The organism is Rothia sp. CCM 9417, from assembly GCF_048513575.1.
Lineage (GTDB): Bacteria > Actinomycetota > Actinomycetes > Actinomycetales > Micrococcaceae > Rothia.
The window spans coordinates 79279-99357 of the sequence record NZ_JBLXXT010000005.1 but is presented as its reverse complement, the minus strand read 5'-3'; the positions used below and the strand labels follow the sequence as shown (position 1 = coordinate 99357).

Sequence of the window (20079 nt, the reverse complement as noted above, 5' to 3'; positions counted from 1 at the left end):
ACAAATTTATGGGTGGTTTCTGGGGGCTTTTGCTGCTGGGCGTGTGACCTAGGGAAAGCATAATTACCGGTTATATAACGCAAGTGTGAAGTTAGGGCATTTTTGACCTAAAAGTAAGGGTGGAAACTACCTCAAAGACGGGGTGGGACCCAGCCTATAAAGTCTGGGTCGTGGCCGTATCTTTACTGCACCCGAGACCCCGTTGAGTAGCCAGGGGGGAGAAGATGAGGGAGAGAGGGAGAGAGCTGTTGCCCAAACAGTCTTGTAGCCACAGAATATCTCATAGCACTTAGCGCCCCTATGGGGGCACAGTAAGCCCGGCGTGTTTTAGGGGCAAACTCCAAGAGGTCTGAACTGGCGGCTCGGATGGGCTTGGCGTACGCTGGCTTGTATCTTTAAATCCGGCTGGTTCTAGCCGGACGTCCGGTTTCAAGGAGTTGTGCGTGACAATCTTGCTTTTCCTGGTGGGTGTAGTGCTCATGGCCCTGGGTATTGCCTTCTCTATTGCCCTCCACGAGGTGGGGCACCTGGTGCCCGCCAAGCTCTTTGGTATACGGGTTCCCCAGTACATGATTGGCTTTGGCAAAACGGTCTTCTCTTGGAAACGCGGTGAAACCGAATACGGATTTAAAGCGCTACCGCTGGGTGGTTACATCTCCATGATTGGCATGTACCCGCCCGGTCAAGATGGGCAAAGTGAGGGGCGGGCAGGTGGAACTAGCCCTCTGCAACAGCTAGCCCGCCAAGCTCGCCAGGCTGATGTTGAGCGCATCCGCCCCGAGGACCAAGGCAGGCTCTTCTACCAGCTTCCGGTCTACAAGCGCATCATTATTATGCTGGGTGGACCCGCCATGAACCTGCTGATTGGGCTGGTAGCTACCACAATTTTGGTAACGGGCTTTGGTTCCTACCAGCCAACCACCGGCATTCAAAGCGTCTCGCACTGCGTCCAAACCCTTGATGCTACTAGGGCTAAGAGCGCTAACTCCGCAGAGTGTGGGGCTGATGATCCGCTAGCGCCCGCTAGTGCCGCAGGCCTCAAGCCCGGTGACACCATTCTCGAATTTGCTGGCCAGAGCGTGACCAGCTGGGAGCAGCTCACTGAATTAATCCGTAGCAAGGCCGAGAAAGAAGTCCCGCTAACCGTCCAGCGCGGTGACCAGACGCTAGAGCTGACTATCACACCCATGCTGACTGAACGCCCGGTAGTTGATCCGCTCACCAGCACTTACCAGACCAACCCCGACGGTAGCTATAAAACCCAGGAAGTGGGCTTCATCGGTATCAGCCCCGCTACTGAGCTGACCCCCGGCACCGTGGGGGAGGTGCTCCCCACAGTTGGGCAGTCCCTGGAACGTATTGGCGCAACTCTGATTAAGCTTCCGGCCCGCGTCTACGGTGTGGCAGTTACTCTGGTGACCAACGGGGACCGTGATGTAAACAGTCCAGTTTCGGTTGTTGGTGTTGGCCGGATCGCTGGTGATATTGCTGCGCACGATGAAATTAGCCTGCGCGATAAGGCGGCCACGCTGGTGTCGCTGATTGCCCAGATGAACCTCATGCTCTTTGCTTTTAACCTGATTCCGCTTCTACCTCTGGATGGCGGGCACGTCCTGGGCGCCCTGTGGGAGGGCTTGCGCCGCAAGAGCGCCAAGCTACTGGGTCGAAAAGACCCCGGCCCCTTCGACCCGGTTAGGCTCCTGCCGCTGACCTATGTGGTCGCCGGTGCCTTCCTGCTCATGACCGTCATTCTGGTGGCCGCCGATATCTTCAAACCCATCAGCCTCTTCTAAGCTCGACTGAGCGTGCGATACTATCTCCAGGCCTGATAGTGCCCGGCTCAATCACACGGGCCTAGGTGCCGCAGTCACCGTGCTGGGCGAAGGTCTTAACCCACCCTTTACGCCCCAGCCAGTCAGCAAAAGTTCTGCAGGGCTGGCGCGGGGAGCTGACTTCAAGTACAGCAGAGCCAACACTGAACCGCTGATTGACCAAGATCTCAGACCAGCTAACGCCTTCAGTTGTGACGTTCTCGCCAAACATGCCGTTAGGGTAGCTCCTTCCTGCCTGCTCACCCCAGTCATCCAATTCTTCACGAGCATAAAGGTAGACAGCTTTTTCAGCCCCGCCGTGGTGCTTACTATCACCCACAAAATCACCGGCAACACCGGAGCCATCGCTGTAGTTCGGGTCGGGAGCAAAAACATCGAGGGAACTCACAGCGACCTTACCAATACCGGTCTGACGCGGGGTTCTGCCAACTAAGGTAAATGGCTGAGCGATATTGGTTGAAAGAACCCGAGGCCTAGCAGAAAAGGTCATCACAGTGGTACCCATACGGTTTATCCTAGCTGAGCTGTGTCGAAAGAGTCCCCGGCCTGTCTTAGTAAATATGGCCTAACTGGTGCACAATAGAGGATGACACTGTACGCCTGCGCCCACCGGCAGGTGTAAGAAACTTTTGGAGGAAAACTTGACCTCGGTTGCTCTTGGAATGCCCGCCGCACCACCCCCCGTTCTGGCACCACGCCGTAAGACCCGCCAGTTCAAGGTCGGTTCCGTAGGGGTAGGGTCAGAATCGCCGGTCTCCGTGCAGTCCATGACCACCACCAAGACCCACGATATCGGCGCCACCCTTCAGCAGATTGCTGAACTCACGGCCACCGGTTGCGATATTGTACGCGTAGCCTGCCCCACCGATAAGGATGCAGAGGCCCTGCCCATTATCGCTAAGCAGTCCCAGATTCCTGTGATCGCCGATATCCACTTCCAGCCCAAGTACGTCTTTGCCGCTATCGAAGCCGGTTGCGGTGCCGTCCGAGTTAACCCCGGCAACATCCGTAAGTTTGATGATCAGGTCAAGGAGATCGCTGCTGCCGCTAAGGACCACGGTACCTCAATCCGTATCGGTGTTAATGCCGGCTCACTCGATAAGCGCCTACTCGAAAAGTACGGCAAAGCCACCCCAGAAGCCCTGGTGGAATCCGCTGTCTGGGAAGCCTCCCTCTTTGAGGAACACGGCTTCCGGGACTTCAAGATTTCAGTTAAGCACAACGACCCCGTCATCATGGTTGAGGCCTACCGCCAGCTGGCAGCTGCTGGTGACTGGCCCCTACACCTAGGCGTTACCGAAGCAGGCCCAGCTTTCCAAGGAACCATCAAATCGGCAACAGCCTTTGGTGCCCTGCTCTCCGAGGGCATTGGCGATACCATTCGCGTGTCCCTCTCCGCGCCTCCCGTTGAAGAGGTCAAAGTAGGCTCCCAGATTCTTGAGTCCCTGAACCTGCGCCCCCGCAAACTTGATATTGTTTCCTGCCCCTCCTGTGGCCGTGCCCAGGTCAATGTATGGGAACTAGCCGAGAACGTCACCAAGGGCCTTGAAGGCATGAAAGTTCCCCTGCGCGTGGCCGTCATGGGGTGCATTGTCAACGGCCCCGGCGAAGCCCGTGAAGCCGACTTGGGTGTCGCCTCCGGTAACGGTAAGGGCCAGATCTTTGTTAAGGGTGAAGTCATCAAGACCGTTCCCGAAGACGAGATCGTTCAGACCCTGATTGAGGAGGCCAACCGTATCGCCCGCGAGATGGAAGACCGCGGCGAAATTGACCTGTCAGGCGAGCCGACCGTTTCAGTCTCCTAAAGCCTTCAGAAGAAACCCATCGTGTCTCTCTTTTCACGCTTCCAGCGCATCAGCGATGATGTCATAATCCGCCCCCTCACCCTCGATGACCGGGTAGAACTGGAAACCATGATTAGTTCAGACCCGGTGGGTTTTCTCTTTGCGGCTGAACACCTCCACCATTTTGGGTTACCTGCCCCGAGCGCACTGACCTCGCGCAAAACGCCCAGCGGCTTCATTGGTATTTTTGTGCCTCGAAATGCCAGCGGGAAAGAGAGCGGCTACAAGGGGGCACCACCCGCAGTAGGAGGCGGGTATGGTGGCATCGAGATGCCGCTTCCGGAACGCCTCAGAAACACCCTAGATACTCTGCTGGGCAAGACCAGCGACTGGGTGAGCCGATCGGCTGGGGCACACTTTAGCGACCCGGCTGAGCGGAACCTGGCCCCCATGCCGGGACTGGCTGAGACACTTGCCCCGGGGGAGGGGCCTGAAGCGGAACCCAGAGATTGCCTAGTGGGCGCTTTCTGGCTTGGAGCTAACTGCGTTCCACTTTCGCTACCGGAACCCCACTACGAGACGGTTGCCCACTATATTTGGCGGCACAACCGCAAAATTGCATCAATTTTCGGCCACCGCCAAGCAGTCTTGGGTATATGGGGGCACCTAGCTGGGCGCATGCCAACCCCCTTCGGCATCCGCGAAAGCCAGCCCTTGCTTGAGCTCCCCGTGGACGCTGACCTCACAGCGCTTGCTGAACAGTCGCTGGCTCGCCCGCGGCTGGGCGCTCCACCTATCATTGAGCCTGTGCGCTGGGCCCGCACCGATGACAGGCCCAGCCTGCTCAGAGCCTCTATCGCCATGTTCACCCAAGAAGTAGGCTATGACCCCATGACACGGGACCCTTCCGGGTATGCCCACCGCATTGATGAACTCACCCGAACCGGTCGCACCGTGGTCGGTGTTAACTCCGAGAATATCGTTATTTTTAAGACGGATATCGGCTTGGCGCACGGTTCAATCTGCCAGCTTCAGGGCGTGTGGCTCCACCCCGCCTACAGGGGGCACCGTCTTGCCCCCACCTTGCTAGCTCAGGGCGCAGAGCTAATTCGCCGGCGTTTTCCCCAGCTTTCTCTCTACGTCAACGATTACAACAGTGCGGCCAGGGCTCTCTACCGGAGCACCGGCTGGCAGCAAACAGGCACTTTCTCTACTGTGCTTTTCTAAGGCGATCGCAGATCGATCCGTCAAGAACCGCCCCGGTAGCCTATCCTCTGTACAAAGCGGAGCTAGCTTCTGTGGAAGAGACCAACTGGGGGTAGCCGGTCACCATCGATGCCCGGCAGGTCCCCCGGTAGCAGAGATGTCTTAGCCTCACAAGAAGCGGTAAGCTGGTAGAGAGTATGCCCTGCCCTTAATCCTAGGGTAGGACCAGTCAGCGGGCGACGAGCCCGAAGCCTAGCGCAGCCTATAACTCTACGAGGTTGCCCTATGAGAGAAACGGAAGCAAGCCACCTTGGTACAGCGCCTGTCCCACCTTTTCCTACGCACTTTGCGTGAAGACCCTGTTGATGCTGAAGTCGCCAGCCACAAGCTACTGGTTCGTGCCGGCTATATCCGGCGCGCAGCCCCCGGCGTGTACACCTGGCTACCCCTGGGCCTGAAAGTCCTGGGAAAGATTGAGACCATTGTCCGTGAGGAAATGAACGCCATTGGTGCTCAGGAAGTCCACTTCCCGGCCCTGCTCCCGCGCGAGCCCTACCAAGCAACCAACCGCTGGGACGAATACGGGGATAACCTCTTCCGCCTCAAGGACCGCAAGGGGGCAGACATGCTGCTGGCCCCCACCCACGAAGAGATGTTCACCCTGCTGGTCAAAGACCTTTACAGCAGCTACAAGGATCTGCCGGTCTACCTCTACCAGATTCAGACCAAATACCGCGACGAGGCCCGCCCCCGCGCAGGCCTACTGCGTGGTCGCGAGTTCATTATGAAGGACTCCTACTCCTTTAACGTCGATGATCAGGGGCTTGACGAGGCCTACCAGGCCCATCGCGCAGCTTACATCCGAATCTTTGAGCGCCTGGGTCTTGAAATTGAGATCGTCCAGGCCCAGTCCGGCGCTATGGGCGGTTCGCGTTCTGAAGAGTTCTTGCACCCCACCCCGATTGGCGAAGATACCTTCGTGCGTTCTGAAGGCGGCTATGCTGCCAACGTTGAGGCAGTCACTACCGTTGCGCCTGAACCCGTTGATGCAAGCAATACCCCGGCTGCTAGCGTTCTCGATACCCCTGATTCACCGACCATTGAGATTCTGGTCCAACAGTCCAACGCACTGCACCCCCGCCCTGAGGGCCCCTGGACTGCGGCTGATACCCTCAAGAACGTTATCGTTGCCGTAACCCTGCCTGACGGTAGCCGTCAGCTAGTTGCTATCGGTCTACCCGGTGACCGTGCAGTTGATATGGGCCGCCTAGAGGCCAACGTGGGTGCTCTACTGGGCGTTGGTGGTGAGGTAGAGGTTGAGGCCGCCACTGAGGAGGACCTTAAGAAGTTTCCGCAGCTGGTTAAGGGCTACATCGGCCCCGGTCTATCGCTAGATCATAAGTTCCTGGGCGTAGAATCTGCCACCGGTATTCCCTACTACCTTGACCCCCGCGTCGTTGAGGGCTCTGCCTGGATTACCGGCGCAAACGAAGACCAAAAGCACGTCTACAACCTGGTCGCTGGCCGCGACTTTGAGGCCGACGGCATCATCGAGGCCTGCGAGGTCCGCGAAGGTGACCCCGCACCCGATGGCTCCGGTCCGCTGATTGCCGCTCGCGGTATTGAGATGGGGCACATCTTCGCTCTGGGCCGCAAGTACGCTGAAGCCCTGGGCCTGAAAGTGTTGGACCAGAACGGCAAGCTCCAGACCGTGACCATGGGCTCCTACGGTGTGGGTGTCACCCGCGCACTGGCAGCTATCGCCGAGGGCAACCACGATGACCGTGGCCTGATCTGGCCCCGCAACCTGGCACCTGCCGATGTGCACCTGGTGGTCACAGGTAAGGGCGCTGAGGTGCTTGAAGGCGCTGAGAAGCTAGTAGCTGAGCTTGAAGCTGCCGGCCTGGACATCATGTTTGATGACCGCCCCAAGGTATCACCCGGTGTTAAGTTCGGCGATGCTGAGCTCCTAGGCGTTCCCACCATCCTTGTGGTGGGCCGCGGCTTTGCCGATGGCAAGATTGAAATCAAGGACCGCCGGAGTGGGCAAGCCCGTGAAGTAGCTTTGGACGAAGCAGTTGCTGAAATCCTAGCTGAGGTCGGTCGCTAGAAGCCTATGAGGAATCTGCTGGGCGGGGTAAAGCAAACTTTGCCCCGCCCGCACTGTAAGTGCCCCGATGCCGGTGGGGTAGAGAGGACGCCGACCCGTGGATATCCTTGGTGCTCTGGGGCTTGATGGGCTGGGGCTTAACCCCCTGAGCATTTGCTTGCTTCTGGTAGCGGCCCTAGGCGCAGGCTGGGTTGATGCTCTAGTAGGCGGCGGTGGCATGATACAGCTGCCTGCCCTGCTTCTGGTGCCCGGCTTAAGCCCGGTCCAAGCGCTTGCTGTCAATAAGCTGGGGTCGGTTTTTGGTACCCTGACCAGTGCGGTGACCTATGTGCGAAGAACCCCCATTGATATTCGTACTACTGTGCCAGCTGCCTGCCTAGCTTTTGTGACCAGTATGGCCGGTGCGGTGCTTGCGACCGCTCTACCGCAGGAGTTCTTCAAACCTATTATTGTGGTGGCCCTTTTAGCGGTCCTGCTCTACACCGTTTTTAAGCCCTCCTTAGGCGGTTCAACAGAATTGAAATACCGGGGCCTTAAACACCTGATGGTGGGCCTGGGGGCGGGTGCGGCTATTGGTTTCTACGATGGGCTCTTAGGCCCGGGTACAGGTTCTTTTCTGATGGTCGTTCTGGTTGGTCTGATGGGGTATAGCTTCCTGCAAGCAAGTGCTCAAACAAAGATTATTAATGCGGCCACCAATCTAGGTGCCCTGGTGCTTTTTGCTGCGTCAGGTCAACAAGTGTGGGCGCTCGGTCTCATGCTGGGCATAGCAAATATGGTCGGCGGCTACCTGGGCGCGCGTACAGCTATGGCGCGCGGTAACAGCTTTATTCGCTTCATGATGGTGATTGTGGTCAGCGCACTGATACTGAAGCTTGGGGCAGATATTCTGGCTGGTCGCTAATCCAAGGTGTGGAGCGCTAGAGCTAGAGCAATGACTTCGATGGAGTCTTCTGCGGTACTCACTGCGGGATCGGAAAAAACCTCCATAGAGAGGCCTGGCAGGGTTGCGGTCAGGTCACGGAGTTGGCTCTCTGCTTCTTCTAGGGCAACCGTGGGGTAGGAGGGCTGTATTGTTTCAAGGCGTTGGCTACAGATGAGGGCGGGGGTCACTGTATCGCGCAGGGCGGCGCTCTGCTGGGCTAGAGCTCGGGCCTTTGCTGCTAGACCGGTGTAGCCCTTGTCTGCGCGGGCGGCGTAGACCTCAGAGGCATAGTTAATCCGGTAAAGCACCTCCTGCATCTGCTCAAGGGAAGATGACGGTTCCGGCGCTTCGCCCTGGGGGTTAGTGCAGGTGAAGTTCTCCAGCTCCTTGATCTTTTGGGCTAGGGCAGCCGGGTACTTATTGTCGGTTATTCCCTCGCTAAGAGCTGCACTCCATAAGCGGGTGACAGCAGTCAGCGCGCGAGCTCTGTCTTCAAGGGAGTCTGTTTTAAGACCAAATTGCACAAGAGCGTCGGCGCTTGCTGTAAGTTGCTGGGGGAGCGGTTCAGCCTGCGAACTTTCAGCAAAATCACGTGCGGCGGGAGCTAGCTGCGCCAGGGAATCATCAAGGGCAGTAACCAAAATATCTTGGCCTTCGGCTTCAGCGGCCTCACGTAGCGTCTTTAGCTCAAGGGCAATAGTAATTTGGCCGGCCAGATCAGCTTTGATTCCTTCCTGCCGCTGTATGCCCTGCCAGCCCATAACCAGAAAAACAGCTAGCAGGCAGGCCAGCAAGGTAATGAGCGGGCGGAGAAAACGAGACATAGAGCGGGCCTTTCAAGAGGGGGAGTTTACCCACCATTGTGCCAAAAAAATTCTGGCTTCAGCTCACCCTGGTAGGCTTAGGGATTTAGAAGACCCAGATACGCTCGCAGAAAGGGAAGGATCATGGCAGGACCAAAAGCCGGTAAGAAAGAGGCTCCCAATGCGCGGGAACGTCGAGCAGCGGCCCGAGCCCAAGAAGGTATCACCCAAAGAGCCCCAGCAGAGAGCTTTGTAAGCCTTGAAAGCGTTCGTCCGGTAGTAACCGAAGTCGTTGAAGGTCAGTTCAAGCTGGTGCTGGAGAAACTGGCCCTCAGGGGTAAAGGAGCTAACCGCACCCTTGAAATCGTGCTTGACTACCCCGAAGATCGCACAGACGCCCTTTCCCTTGACACTATCGCTGAGGTTTCACAGGCTCTCTCCCAAGCGCTTGACTCAGCTGATGACGGCGAGGTTCCCTACCTGCTTGAAGTATCTTCACGGGGCGTGACCAGCCCGCTGACCGAAACCCGCCACTGGAAACGCTCCATTGACAGGCTCCTGGCAATCAGCCAGACCGACGGGGAAACCTACTTAGCCCGGCTCGACTTCGTCACCGAAGAAGGCCCCGTGGTGCGCCGCAAGAAAGAGACCAAAAAGGGTCAGCCCGAAAGCTACCGCGACGCGCAGACCCTACCCTGGGCCACAATTTCTTCCGCAAAAGTAGAAATTGAATTCAACCGTTAGCAAGTACTCGGTAGAATAAAAACAAAACGACCACCTCTCAACATATTGAGGCCGCACGGTACGCCGTGCGAACATACACCGAAAGCGGTGCCGGAGCCTATGAGCCCCGGCACCGTATTACACGGAAGGGCCCACCATGGACATTGATTTGAGCAACCTTCGCCTGCTCGAAAAAGAGCGCGATATCTCGATCGACCACCTGATCCCAATGATCGAAAGTGCCCTTCTTTTGGCTTACCAGAAGCAGATCGGCGCGATTCGCGGTTCACGAGCAGAGATTGACCGCTCCAGCGGCACCGTCACCATCTGGGCACCTGAGCTCGATGAAAACGACCAGATAATCGGTGAGTTTGACGATACTCCTAAAAACTTTGGCCGTATCGCGGCTTCTACCGCCCGCCAGGTCATTCAGCAGCGCCTGCGTGATGCACAGGACTCCGCCGTCCTGGGCGAATACAAGGACCGCGAAGGCCAGCTGATTTCCGGTGTCATCCAGCAGGGCCCCAACCCCCGGATGATTCACGTTGATTTGGGCACCCTCGAAGCCGTCCTCCCGACCGCTGAACAGGTTCCCGGTGAGCGCTACACCCACAACACCCGCCTGCGTGCCTATGTTCTCGAGGCCCGCCGCGGGCCTAAGGGCCCCTCCATTGTTCTGTCACGCTCGCACCCCAACCTTGTGCGCCGCCTCTTCGAGCACGAAGTGCCCGAAATTGCCGACGGATCAGTAGAGATTATGGCCATTGCCCGCGAAGCCGGGCACCGCACCAAGATCGCAGTTCGGGCAACTAAGCCCGGCATTAACCCTAAGGGATCCTGCATCGGTGAAATGGGTGCCCGCGTGCGCGCTGTCATGGGGGAGCTGAACAACGAGAAAATAGATATCGTTGACTACTCAGACTCACCCGAAGAGTTCATCGCAGCTGCCCTGTCACCCGCACGGGTTAGTGAGGTCACCGTGACCGAACGTAAGACTTTCTCTGCACGCGCCATCGTTCCCGATGACCAGCTCTCACTTGCTATCGGTAAGGAAGGGCAAAATGCTCGACTGGCCGCAAAACTGACCGGCTGGCGTATTGACATCATCTCGGCCTCCAAATATGAGGCAGCTATGGCAGCAGCCCAAGCAGCTGCTACCCCCGCCGAGGGAGACGGCTCGGACGAGAGCTAACTAACATAATTGCCGTTAGCCCCCGCAAGGGGGCTAAACTGGCTATAGAGGTCACAAGACCCAGTGCTTAATGCTGGTCTCGTAACAGCTAGCTAACCGGCCAGGCCCCAGGGCGTACAGCCGGGCGAACACATGAAGGGAGCAACCAAAGCTGCACACCCCCGTCCGCACCTGCATCGGCTGTCGAACCACCGCAGCACAAGCTGACCTCACACGAATTGCCCTCAGAGGCACCGCCCCACCCAGGGCAGTCTTTGATAGGGACAAAAGCCTCCCGGGGCGTGGAGCCTGGCTCCACCTGACCGAAGCATGTCTGACCAAAGCACTCAAAAAGGGTGCCTTTGCCAGAGCATTCAGAACCCGGGTGGATACCGCCGAACTGGTGATCAAAGCATAAGCCGACCTCACCGGTTCACGGCCCGTTTCTCGGGCTGGCGAACCATATAAGTCAACGGGTTTGACGACTTACCTTGTAAGAAAGCGAGTCAGAAAACTGATGGAAACCCAATGAGTGCCGCGCAATGAGTACTAACCTGTGCTCGCCAACCGGCAAAAAAATAGCTTTATATAAGCTCAAACCTCACACAAACTGAAGGTTCGCCCCTGTCCTGGTGCGAACCAGAACAGGAGAAAAGTGGCTAAGCCCCGCGTTCACGAGATCGCTAAAGAGCTCGGAATCCCCTCAAAAGAAGCCGTCGCAAAGCTTCAAGAACTTGGCGAATTCGTCAAGGGAGCATCATCAACTTTGGAAGCTCCGGTAGTTAAAAAACTACGCGCAGCTTTCCCTCAGGCAGCTGCTCAGGCAGAAGCCTCAGAAAAGAAGGCAGAGGCCAAGAAGCCTGCCGCTCCCGGCCCCAAGACCGAAGCAAAGACATCTGCACCCAAGCCTGCTGCCGCTGCACCCGCAGCTCCCAAGCCTGCCGCAACGCCCAAGTCAGCCGCAGCGCCAGCCGCCAAACCTCAGGCAGAAGCTGCCACACAGCCTGCTGCCGACAAGGCAGAAACCAGCAAACCTGCTGGCCCCCGCCCCGGCAACAACCCCTTCGCACCGACCCAGGGCATGTCTGCTCCCAAGCCCGGTGCCCCTAAGCCAGGTGCCCCCAAGCCCGGTGCTCCCAAGCCAGCCGGCGCTAAACCCGGCCCCCGCCCCGGCAACAACCCCTTCGCCCCCTCCCAGGGCATGGGCAAGCGTAATGAACGCTCAGAAGGCGGTCGCTCAGGCGGCCCCCGCCCCGCAGGTGGACGCAACCCCCGCGGTGCTAATAACCCCGGCGGTCCCCGTCCTGCCGGTGGCGGCGCTCCTCGCCCCGCAGGTGGCCGTAACAAGGCCCCTCGCCCCGCAGGTGCAGGTGCAGCAGGCCCCCGTCCCGCCGGTGGTGGCGCTCCTCGCCCCGCTGGTGGTGGCAACCGCCCCTCACCCAACATGATGCCCACCAAGATGAGCGGCAATGTCGGTGCTCGCGGTGCTGCTAGTGCTCCTGCGGGTGGCGGCCCTCGCCGTGGCTCAGGTGGACCCGGTGGCGGTAACGGTGGTGGCGGTTTCAACCGCGGCCCCGGTCGTGGTAGCCCCGGTGCCGGTCGCGGTAACGCTCAGGGCGCTTTCGGACGCGGTGGCGGTAAGCGCAAGAAGGGCAAGACTAAGTCAGCTCTGCGCCGTGAAGAGCAGCTGAGGCAGCCTACCATTGGTGGCGTCGCTGTACCCCACGGTGACGGCACTACCGAGATTCGTATGCGTCGCGGTGCATCGCTCATGGACTTCGCCGAGAAAATAGGTGCAAACGCAGCCGCACTGGTTACCGTTCTGATTCACCTGGGTGAAATGGCTACTCAGACCCAGTCACTCGATGAGGAAACCTTCGAGCTACTTGGCGCTGAGCTGGGCTACGTCGTCAAGATCGTATCTCCCGAAGATGAAGAGCGTGAGCTCCTTGAATCCTTTGACATCAACCTTGATGCCGAAGCTGACGCTGAAGACGATGCAGTACTGGAAGTTCGCTCACCGGTTGTTACTGTGATGGGTCACGTTGACCACGGTAAGACCCGCCTGCTCGATGCTATCCGTAACACCAACGTCATTGACGGGGAAGCCGGTGGCATTACCCAGCACATTGGTGCCTACCAGATTCACACCGAGGTAGATGGCGAAGAACGCTACCTGACCTTTATCGATACCCCCGGTCACGAAGCCTTCACCGCTATGCGTGCCCGTGGTGCTAAGGTCACCGACATCGCTATCCTCGTGGTAGCTGCCGATGACGGCGTCATGCCCCAAACCGTTGAAGCTCTCAACCACGCTCAGGCTGCTGACGTGCCGATCGTTGTTGCTGTCAACAAGATCGATAAGGAAGGCGCTAACCCCGAAAAGATTCGCGGTCAGCTCACCGAATACGGCCTGATTCCTGAAGAGTACGGTGGCGACACCATGTTTATCGATGTTTCTGCCCGCCAGGGGAAGAACATCGACGAACTGCTCACCGCTGTTACCCTGACCGCCGATGGCGCTCTGGAACTGAAGGCTAACCCCAACAAGGAAGCCCGCGGTGTAGCTATTGAAGCTAACCTCGATAAGGGCCGCGGTGCTGTAGCTACCGTTCTGGTTCAGTCCGGTACCCTGCGTATCGGTGACGCTATCGTTGCCGGTTCAGCCTACGGTCGCGTTCGTGCCATGTTCGATGAGAACGGCACCAGCGTTGAAGAAGCTGGCCCTTCACGCCCCGTCCAGGTGCTTGGCCTCAACTCCGTGCCCCGTGCAGGTGACACCTTCCTGGCAACTGAGGAAGAGCGTACAGCCCGCCAGATCGCTGAGAAGCGTGAAGCCGCTGACCGCAACGCCCAGCTGGCTAAGCGCCGTAAGCGAGTCACTCTTGAATCCTTCGATGCCGCTGTGGCTGAAGGCAAGATGGACACTCTCAACCTGATCATCAAGGGCGACGTTTCCGGTGCTGTTGAGGCGCTGGAAGAGTCACTTATGAAGATTGACGCCGGTGGCGACGAAGTTCAGCTTCGCGTTATCCACCGCGGTGTTGGTGCTATCACCCAGAACGACGTCAACCTGGCAACCGTTGACAACGCCATCATCATTGGCTTCAACGTCCGCCCGGCAGAGCGCGTTGCAGAACTGGCCGATAGTGAAGGCGTAGAAATGAAGTTCTACTCCGTGATCTACCGTGCTATCGAAGAGGTCGAGGCAGCCGTCAAGGGTATGCTCAAACCCGAGTACGAAGAGGTTGAACTGGGTTCAGCCGAGGTCCGCGAGGTATTCCGTTCCTCCAAGTGGGGCAATATCGCAGGTTCAATCGTCAAGTCAGGCGTTATCAAGCGCAACTCCAAGGCGCGCCTGGTGCGCGATGGTTCGGTGGTTGCAGACAACCTCACCATCGAGTCCCTGCGCCGCTTCAAGGACGATGCTACCGAGGTCCGTGAGGGCTTCGAATGTGGTATCGGCCTGGGCTCCTTCAACGACATCAAGGACGGCGACGTCATTGAAACCTGGGAGATGCAGGAAAAGCCGCGCGTCTAGTCTTTAGATAAGACCTAGGAAAGGGGTGGGGTAGTCGTTTGACGATTACCCCACCCCACTACAATTTATAGAAGCAGAATAAACTTTCACATCAAGGAGAACACCATGGCAGATCCGGCACGCGCCGCCCGCCTAGCAGACCGTATCAAGATCATTGTTGCCCAGGCGCTTGAGCGCCGCATTAAAGACCCACGTTTGGGCTTTATTACCGTCACAGATGCCCGGGTCACCAACGACCTGCAGCACGCAACGGTCTACTACACCGTTTTTGGGAGCGAAGAGGAACAGGCTTCAACCCGCGCCGCTCTTGAGTCAGCTAAGGGTATCTTGCGGGCAGAAGTCGGTAAGAACATCACCGCCCGTCTGACCCCAACCCTCACCTTTGTACCCGATGAGGTGCCGGTGAACGCCGCTCACATCGAAGATCTGCTCCGCCAGACTAAGGAACGCGACGCCGAGCTTGCCGCCGCCCGTGAGGGCGCCGAGTACGCAGCTGGTGAGGACGCTTACAAGATTGCTGAAACTGACGAGGACGAAGCCTAAAGACCGTGGCTAAGAAAGCACCGACCGGCCCTTCTGGCCTGATTATCGTCGATAAACCTGCGGGTATGACCAGCCACGATGTTGTCTCTAAGATGCGATGGCTTGCAGGGACCCGCAAGGTAGGCCATGCTGGCACCCTGGATCCTATGGCAACCGGGGTGCTGATTTTGGGCGTCAATAAGGCAACCAAGCTACTGACCTGGGTGGTAGGAGAAAGCAAAACCTATACGGCAACTATTCGCTTGGGCGTATCGACGCTTACCGACGACGCCGAAGGCCAGGTTACTGCTTTGGCTCCTGCCGGCGCTCTTGAAGCCCTGACCGATGAGCTGATTGCTGAACAGGTAGCGGCTTTGACCGGCGATATCATGCAGGTGCCCAGCGCGGTGTCTGCCATTAAGGTTAACGGCGTTCGGTCTTATGCTCGGGTCCGTTCCGGTGAGGCCGTTGAGCTAGAGGCCAGGCCGGTGACGGTCCACAGCTTTGAGGTGGAGGGCCTTGACCGGCTCACTGCCACCTACCCGGTTCCTTTTGCTGAGTCCCCGGCGGGAGAGGCCGTAGAAAAGGGATCTGGACAGCAAGAACAGAATGAATATGACGTCCTCGATGTCCGGGTGACGGTTATCTGCTCGGCGGGTACCTATATCCGGGCTCTGGCACGCGATATGGGAAAGGCACTGGGGGTTGGCGCCCACCTGACTGCCCTGCGCCGCACCGCTATCGGTGAGATTAGGGCTGAAGATGCTCATAGCCTGGACACTCTGATTGCCGGGCGTGAAGCAGAACAGCCCCTTCCGCTGCTTGCTCTCGAGGAGGCCGCCCGCCGACTGTTCGGTGAGCGTCTTGTAAATGCCCAAGAGGCTACCGACCTGTCCAACGGGCGCAGGATTAGCCCTAGCGCTGGTGCCGAACAGGCCAAGCGGCACAGCAGTGCCGGTGGCTCAAGAGGCGGCCACGATAAACCCACCACCGAAGGCATCGTAGCGGCTTTTGCCCCCGATGGAACCCTGGTCGCTCTCATCGAGAACACCCGGTTCCGCGGGGAAGACCTAGCCGCCCCTGTGCTTGTCTTTGAAGCCGGTAGAACTTTCTAGGAACGAGAGAACACAATGATAATTGCTGGACTTGACCTGTGGTTTTGGGTCTGCCTTGGGCTGGGAACCCTATCTTTTCTGGTCTGCCTGCTGGCTTTCTTGCGAGGACGGGCACCCGATGACTTCAGCCAGGGCTCGGTTCTAATTCTCGAGGCTTTCCTACTGGTCTACCTGGTCGGCTCTATCATTATGCAGGCAGTGACCGATGGGCCGAGCGGGGACTGGTTGGAGTACTATGGCTATCTGGTGACAGCCATGATTATTCCGGTGGGCACCTTTATCTGGTCTTTGGCGGAGCGCACCCGGTGGTCGACACTGGTTCTGGGGCTCACCGGCCCGGTCTTGATCATCATGGTTCACCGCATGAATATGCTCTGGTACTACTACTAAACCGATACTGAGGATACACAGATGGCACCCTCCACTTCACCGCACCAGGTATCTGCCCCGGCTAAGGGCTTTGGCCGCTTACTGGTAGTTTTTTACGGCGTCTTTACCCTTTCAGCGGGTGCACGAGCACTGTACCAGGTGATTCGTAAGTTTGATGAAGCTCCGCTTTCTATCAGCCTCTCGGCGCTTTCGGCTTTAATTTATCTGGTGGCTACTCTGGCGCTCTCCCGTAGGGGCCAGGGCGCTTGGAAAGTCTCACTGCTGGCGGTAGGGACCGAGATGGCTGGTGTTTTGCTGGTCGGTATATTCTCCTACCTTCAGCCCCAGCACTTTGCTCTAGCCTCCGTATGGTCTCACTTTGGGTCGGGCTACGGGTACGTTCCTCTTGTCCTACCCATGATTGGGCTCTGGTGGCTCAATAAGGCTCGTCCCGGTAAGACAGCGCATGACGGGCGGAGCTAGGCTGGTTCTTTATGGACCGGTATCAGCACGTAGGATAGACACCAGCAGCAACCCACAAGGAGCACAGTGAAGCGCTACACCGACCTCGCCCAGATTCCCGCTGGCTACGGGCCTACCGTGGTCACCATCGGCAACTTTGATGGTGTTCATATCGGGCACCAGAAGGTACTCTCTACGCTGGTGGCTACGGCACAAGAGCGCGGGTTGACCTCTGTTGCTGTTTCCTTTGACCCGCACCCTGCGGTGGTTCACGGGCCGGAGGGGTCGCACGTCGATATCATGGGGCAGAAGGACCGCCAAGCGGTTATGGCTGAACTGGGCGTCGATGTTTATCTGCTCCTGCACTACGACCTTGACTTTGCTGCTCAGACTCCAGAAGAATTTGTGACCCGCACCTTTGTTGACGCGCTGGATGCTCGGTGCGTTGTCATCGGTGATGACGTTCGATTCGGCACCAATAACTCAGGCAACCTGGCAACCATGAAGGAGTTGGGCCAGCGTTTCGGTTTTGATGTTGTGGTTGTTGAGGATCTTCTGGTGTCCGATGCCAGCCGCTGTTCTTCTACCGCTATCCGTCGGCTCCTTGGACAGGGCAGAGTAGCGGAAGCCGGCTCCCTGCTGGGCCGGTCCCACTACATGCGCGGTGAAGTCGTCCACGGTGCCGCTCGGGGTCGTGAACTCGGGTTCCCCACCGCCAACCTGTCGGCTGATTCCAAGGGCTTGGTTCCTGCTGATGGTGTTTATGCAGGCTGGCTGATTGATGAGCAGGAAATTCGGCACCCTGTTGCCATTTCTGTGGGGACTAACCCCACCTTTGAAGGAATTACCACCCGCCAGGTGGAAGCCCACGTCATCGATCGGACTGACGAAAAAGTTGAGGACTTTAACCTCTACGGGCAGCAGATCACCTTGGAGTTCGTCGCTTTCTTGCGGGGCATGGTTGCCTATACGGGCGTCGAAGCTCTAGTGGAGCAGATGTATCAGGATGTTGAACAGTCTCGGCAGATCCTGAGCTAGAGTTCAGCACAGACCAGACGACAGACTACCGCCCCGGCAGAAAATACTCTGCCGGGGCGGTTGCGTCCTTGGGGCTTACATTTCTTCGTGGGTGGCGGGGTCAAAACCCCGGCCAAGGCCCGCTTCTAAATCATCAATGGTGGACATCTGCTCTTGGGTGAGTTCCCAGCTGAAGACATCCAGATTTTCTTCCATGCGCCGGGTGTGAGCTGATTTGGGTAGGGGCAGGTGTGCCTTTTGAACTTCCCAGCGGAGGATAACCTGGGCCGGTGTCCTTCCGATGTTTTGAGCTATCTCTGCCAGGCTTGGGTCCTTGAGTAGGCGGGTCTTCCGCCCCAGCGGCGACCAGCACTGCGTAAGGATAGCCTTCTGACGGTTGTAGCTGGCCCACTCCCGTTTCTGGGAGTAGGGGTGGAGCTCGATCTGGTTGATAGTGGGGGTAACCCCTGTTTCTTTAACTAGGAGGTCAATGTGCTCCGGTAAGAAGTTAGAGACACCGATGGTGCGCACCAGCCCCTGCTCTTGCATCTGGATCAGTGCCTTCCAGGTTTCTAGGTAGAGCCCCTGGGAGGGGTTGGGCCAGTGAATGAGGTAGGCATCAAGATAGTCAAGACCCATGCGCTTGAGTGTGCCTTCCAGGGATCTGAAGGCACTATCGTAGCCGTGGTCACGACCGGGGAGCTTGGACTGAACGAAGATTTCTTGACGATCCACACCAGAGCGCAGGACCCCTTTTCCTACTCCTACTTCATTGCCGTAATTGACCGCCGTATCAATGAGACGGTACCCCCTGACGATGGCTTCCGATACGGCAACCTCTGACTCTGCGTTACTGAGAGGGTAGGTCCCTAGGCCCAGGGGCGGGATGGAAGTACCATCGCGCAGTGTATGGTTTTGCACAGGTTATCTCCTAGATAGTCAGGAGGGCTAGGACGAGCTGGGCGCTCCTAGCCGCTACGATGGGGGCATCCATGTGGAAGTCCTGATCGGCTGCGGGGCCGCAGAGATCCGAAATACCACGGATAGCGATGAAAGGAATTGAACGGCTACCACAAATTTGTGCCAGCGCGGTGGTTTCCATGTCTGTGGATAGTGCCTGGGGGAAAATCTCCCGGGTGTCCTTGACATTATGAGCAGTTACGAAAGAGCCACCAGCCAGCATCGTACCGAACAGGGGTTTGCCTTGGCCGGTGTAGCTGGCAGCAGCCTGCCGGGCCTTATCAACCAGTGCCGCATCGGAACTATAGCTAGCTGGCATACCGGGAACCTGACCGTAGGCGTAGCCAAATGCTGTGGCATCCGCGTCGGTGTAGGTGTAGTCGGTGCCTACAGCCAAATCGCCTACCTCCACGTCGGCCCGTAGGCCACCGGCTGTACCGGCAGAGATAACTGCGGTGGGTTTGGCAACCACTGAAAGCGCCAGGCTCAGGGCCGTGGACGCGTTGACCAAGCCGATCTTAGAACGCACCAGCAGAATGGGGTGCTCTTCGCTGTCCGTTGTGTAGGTACGGGGGTAGAAAACTGCCTCACCCACGGTGAAGGCGGAGCCAGCTTCTTCAGTAGTTTCAAGGAAGGGCGCTGCCTCTTCATCCATTGCCACCTGAACGATAGTGGCACGGTCGAAGCCTTTGAAGGTAGGAGCGGACACTAGGCCATCACCTGCGCCCATTCATCTTTACGGTCAAGGAAGATCCGCACAGCTTCTTGGGCTTCTTGCAGTGAGTGGTTAGCACCCCAGCCGCACTGAACCTCATTGGCCGCAGGGACCTCTGTCGCCCGAAGCAGATCGTTCATGGTGGCTTCAAGGATAGCCATAAAGGCCTCGGGTTCGAGCCCCAGGGTCAGGGCGTAGAAACCGGTTTGGCAGCCCATAGGGGAAAAGTCGATGAGAGCGTCGGTGTGGTTGCGCATATGGTGCGCGGTCATATGCTCAATCGAGTGGATAGCCTTCATGCCCAGGTGCTCTTTATTGGGCTGGCAGAAGCGGACATCGTATTTGATGAGGACGTCCCCTCCGGGTAGTTCTTTTCGTCCTGCGACGCGCACATACGGCGCAAGAACGAGGGTGTGGTCTAAATCAAATGATTCAACATTGGTTTGATCTCGTGAAGTCATTGTTAAATTATATAGTCCTCAATGGGCTACCCAAGAGTAACCGCCATGTTTGTAAGGCTTGAGCTGTGAAGTGATGTGAAAATTGGGTTTGAGCGAATGAACAAAGGGGTATCGGTTCGTATTCAGCCTCCTAACAGTAAAGGCCCGACCTGGGGACTCTTCTCCTGATGAGGAAAGTCGGCAACCCCGTCATGACAAAAACCCATAGTTTTAGACTGTTAGGATTGAAGCGGTTGAGAAAGCTTGCAAAAGTTTCTGTTTGGTTACTGCTCAAGGTTTTTAAACTCACCCGGTGGGTAAAATGAGCTTAGAACTGACGTTTGGGTTCGTTGCGTATACCGTTTACATAGAACGAAAGAATCA

General features: G+C 57.6%; 19 protein-coding genes. 14 read left to right on the top strand and 5 right to left on the bottom strand.

All coding sequences use genetic code 11. The features are described from left to right. Positions 1-443 precede the first annotated feature (443 nt). A complete protein-coding gene (locus ACN082_RS07325) occupies positions 444-1793 on the top strand; it encodes a M50 family metallopeptidase (protein ID WP_419100204.1) in 1350 nt (449 codons plus the stop codon). Between the two features lie 61 nt (positions 1794-1854). On the opposite strand, the gene ACN082_RS07320 is transcribed toward ACN082_RS07325, so the two are convergent. Next, a complete protein-coding gene (locus ACN082_RS07320) occupies positions 1855-2337 on the bottom strand; it encodes an MOSC domain-containing protein (protein WP_419100203.1) in 483 nt (160 codons plus the stop codon). A gap of 136 nt (positions 2338-2473) precedes the next feature. Here ACN082_RS07320 and ispG point away from each other — a divergent pair, with 136 nt between their 5' ends. From ispG to ACN082_RS07300, 4 genes are all read left to right on the top strand, one after another. Next, positions 2474-3637: a flavodoxin-dependent (E)-4-hydroxy-3-methylbut-2-enyl-diphosphate synthase gene (ispG, locus tag ACN082_RS07315; RefSeq protein ID WP_419100202.1), complete on the top strand. Its 1164-nt coding sequence runs from the start codon at positions 2474-2476 to the stop codon at positions 3635-3637. Positions 3638-3658: 21 nt separating this feature from the next. Next, positions 3659-4843 carry a GNAT family N-acetyltransferase gene (locus tag ACN082_RS07310; protein WP_419100201.1) on the top strand — a complete coding sequence of 395 codons (1185 nt, stop codon included), beginning with the start codon at positions 3659-3661 and terminating at the stop codon, positions 4841-4843. A 289-nt stretch (positions 4844-5132) separates the two neighbouring features. After that, positions 5133-6932 carry a proline--tRNA ligase gene (locus ACN082_RS07305; RefSeq protein WP_419100200.1) on the top strand — a complete coding sequence of 600 codons (1800 nt, stop codon included), beginning with the start codon at positions 5133-5135 and terminating at the stop codon, positions 6930-6932. Between the two features lie 97 nt (positions 6933-7029). Next, complete coding sequence (locus ACN082_RS07300) at positions 7030-7836, top strand: TSUP family transporter (protein ID WP_419100199.1); 807 nt, start codon at positions 7030-7032, stop codon at positions 7834-7836. Here ACN082_RS07300 and ACN082_RS07295 read toward each other — a convergent pair. Next, positions 7833-8681, bottom strand: coding sequence for a hypothetical protein (locus tag ACN082_RS07295; RefSeq protein ID WP_419100198.1), 849 nt, complete (start codon positions 8679-8681; stop codon positions 7833-7835). The genes ACN082_RS07300 and ACN082_RS07295 overlap by 4 nt on opposite strands. Before the next feature lie 123 nt (positions 8682-8804). On the opposite strand from ACN082_RS07295, the gene rimP reads away from it, so the two are divergent. From rimP to ACN082_RS07250, 9 genes are all read left to right on the top strand, one after another. Beyond that, on the top strand, positions 8805-9404 hold the full coding sequence (gene rimP / locus ACN082_RS07290) for a ribosome maturation factor RimP (protein WP_419100197.1): 600 nt from the start codon (positions 8805-8807) through the stop codon (positions 9402-9404). Positions 9405-9540: 136 nt separating this feature from the next. Further along, positions 9541-10575 carry a transcription termination factor NusA gene (nusA, locus tag ACN082_RS07285; protein ID WP_419100196.1) on the top strand — a complete coding sequence of 345 codons (1035 nt, stop codon included), beginning with the start codon at positions 9541-9543 and terminating at the stop codon, positions 10573-10575. A 151-nt stretch (positions 10576-10726) separates the two neighbouring features. Continuing rightward, positions 10727-10972, top strand: coding sequence for a YlxR family protein (locus ACN082_RS07280; protein ID WP_419100244.1), 246 nt, complete (start codon positions 10727-10729; stop codon positions 10970-10972). Positions 10973-11209: 237 nt separating this feature from the next. Further along, the gene (infB, locus tag ACN082_RS07275; protein ID WP_419100195.1) at positions 11210-14095 is read left to right on the top strand and encodes a translation initiation factor IF-2; all 2886 of its coding nucleotides are present in this window, start codon (positions 11210-11212) and stop codon (positions 14093-14095) included. Positions 14096-14200: 105 nt separating this feature from the next. After that, positions 14201-14638 (top strand): 30S ribosome-binding factor RbfA, encoded by a 438-nt coding sequence (rbfA, locus tag ACN082_RS07270; protein ID WP_419100194.1) that lies wholly within the window; start codon positions 14201-14203, stop codon positions 14636-14638. A gap of 5 nt (positions 14639-14643) precedes the next feature. Next, the gene (truB, locus tag ACN082_RS07265) at positions 14644-15732 is read left to right on the top strand and encodes a tRNA pseudouridine(55) synthase TruB (RefSeq protein ID WP_419100193.1); all 1089 of its coding nucleotides are present in this window, start codon (positions 14644-14646) and stop codon (positions 15730-15732) included. 15 nt (positions 15733-15747) lie between these two features. Continuing rightward, entirely contained in the window at positions 15748-16122 is a 375-nt protein-coding gene (locus ACN082_RS07260; RefSeq protein WP_419100192.1) for a hypothetical protein, read from the top strand. A gap of 21 nt (positions 16123-16143) precedes the next feature. Next, on the top strand, positions 16144-16584 hold the full coding sequence (locus ACN082_RS07255; RefSeq protein WP_419100191.1) for a hypothetical protein: 441 nt from the start codon (positions 16144-16146) through the stop codon (positions 16582-16584). A 66-nt stretch (positions 16585-16650) separates the two neighbouring features. Further along, entirely contained in the window at positions 16651-17601 is a 951-nt protein-coding gene (locus tag ACN082_RS07250) for a bifunctional riboflavin kinase/FAD synthetase (protein ID WP_419100190.1), read from the top strand. Between the two features lie 75 nt (positions 17602-17676). Here ACN082_RS07250 and ACN082_RS07245 read toward each other — a convergent pair whose 3' ends face one another. The 3 genes from ACN082_RS07245 to ACN082_RS07235 are packed head-to-tail and all read right to left on the bottom strand — an operon-like array spanning position 17677 to position 19716. Beyond that, positions 17677-18501, bottom strand: coding sequence for an aldo/keto reductase (locus ACN082_RS07245; RefSeq protein ID WP_419100189.1), 825 nt, complete (start codon positions 18499-18501; stop codon positions 17677-17679). Between the two features lie 10 nt (positions 18502-18511). Next, the gene (mtnN, locus tag ACN082_RS07240) at positions 18512-19249 is read right to left on the bottom strand and encodes a 5'-methylthioadenosine/S-adenosylhomocysteine nucleosidase (protein WP_419100188.1); all 738 of its coding nucleotides are present in this window, start codon (positions 19247-19249) and stop codon (positions 18512-18514) included. After that, a complete protein-coding gene (locus ACN082_RS07235; protein ID WP_419100187.1) occupies positions 19249-19716 on the bottom strand; it encodes an S-ribosylhomocysteine lyase in 468 nt (155 codons plus the stop codon). The genes mtnN and ACN082_RS07235 overlap by 1 nt, the downstream gene beginning before the upstream one ends. Between the last annotated feature and the right edge of the window lie 363 nt (positions 19717-20079).

What these genes read in the sequence shown, in the direction of transcription:
- ACN082_RS07320 (WP_419100203.1), bottom strand. Translation starts at nt 2,337, where the DNA reads ATGGGTACCACTGTGATGACCTTTTCTGCTAGGCCTCGGGTTCTTTCA.
- ACN082_RS07295 (WP_419100198.1), bottom strand. Translation starts at nt 8,681, where the DNA reads ATGTCTCGTTTTCTCCGCCCGCTCATTACCTTGCTGGCCTGCCTGCTA.
- rimP (WP_419100197.1), top strand. Translation starts at nt 8,805, where the DNA reads ATGGCAGGACCAAAAGCCGGTAAGAAAGAGGCTCCCAATGCGCGGGAA.
- nusA (WP_419100196.1), top strand. Translation starts at nt 9,541, where the DNA reads ATGGACATTGATTTGAGCAACCTTCGCCTGCTCGAAAAAGAGCGCGAT.
- rbfA (WP_419100194.1), top strand. Translation starts at nt 14,201, where the DNA reads ATGGCAGATCCGGCACGCGCCGCCCGCCTAGCAGACCGTATCAAGATC.
- ACN082_RS07260 (WP_419100192.1), top strand. Translation starts at nt 15,748, where the DNA reads ATGATAATTGCTGGACTTGACCTGTGGTTTTGGGTCTGCCTTGGGCTG.
- ACN082_RS07255 (WP_419100191.1), top strand. Translation starts at nt 16,144, where the DNA reads ATGGCACCCTCCACTTCACCGCACCAGGTATCTGCCCCGGCTAAGGGC.
- ACN082_RS07235 (WP_419100187.1), bottom strand. Translation starts at nt 19,716, where the DNA reads ATGACTTCACGAGATCAAACCAATGTTGAATCATTTGATTTAGACCAC.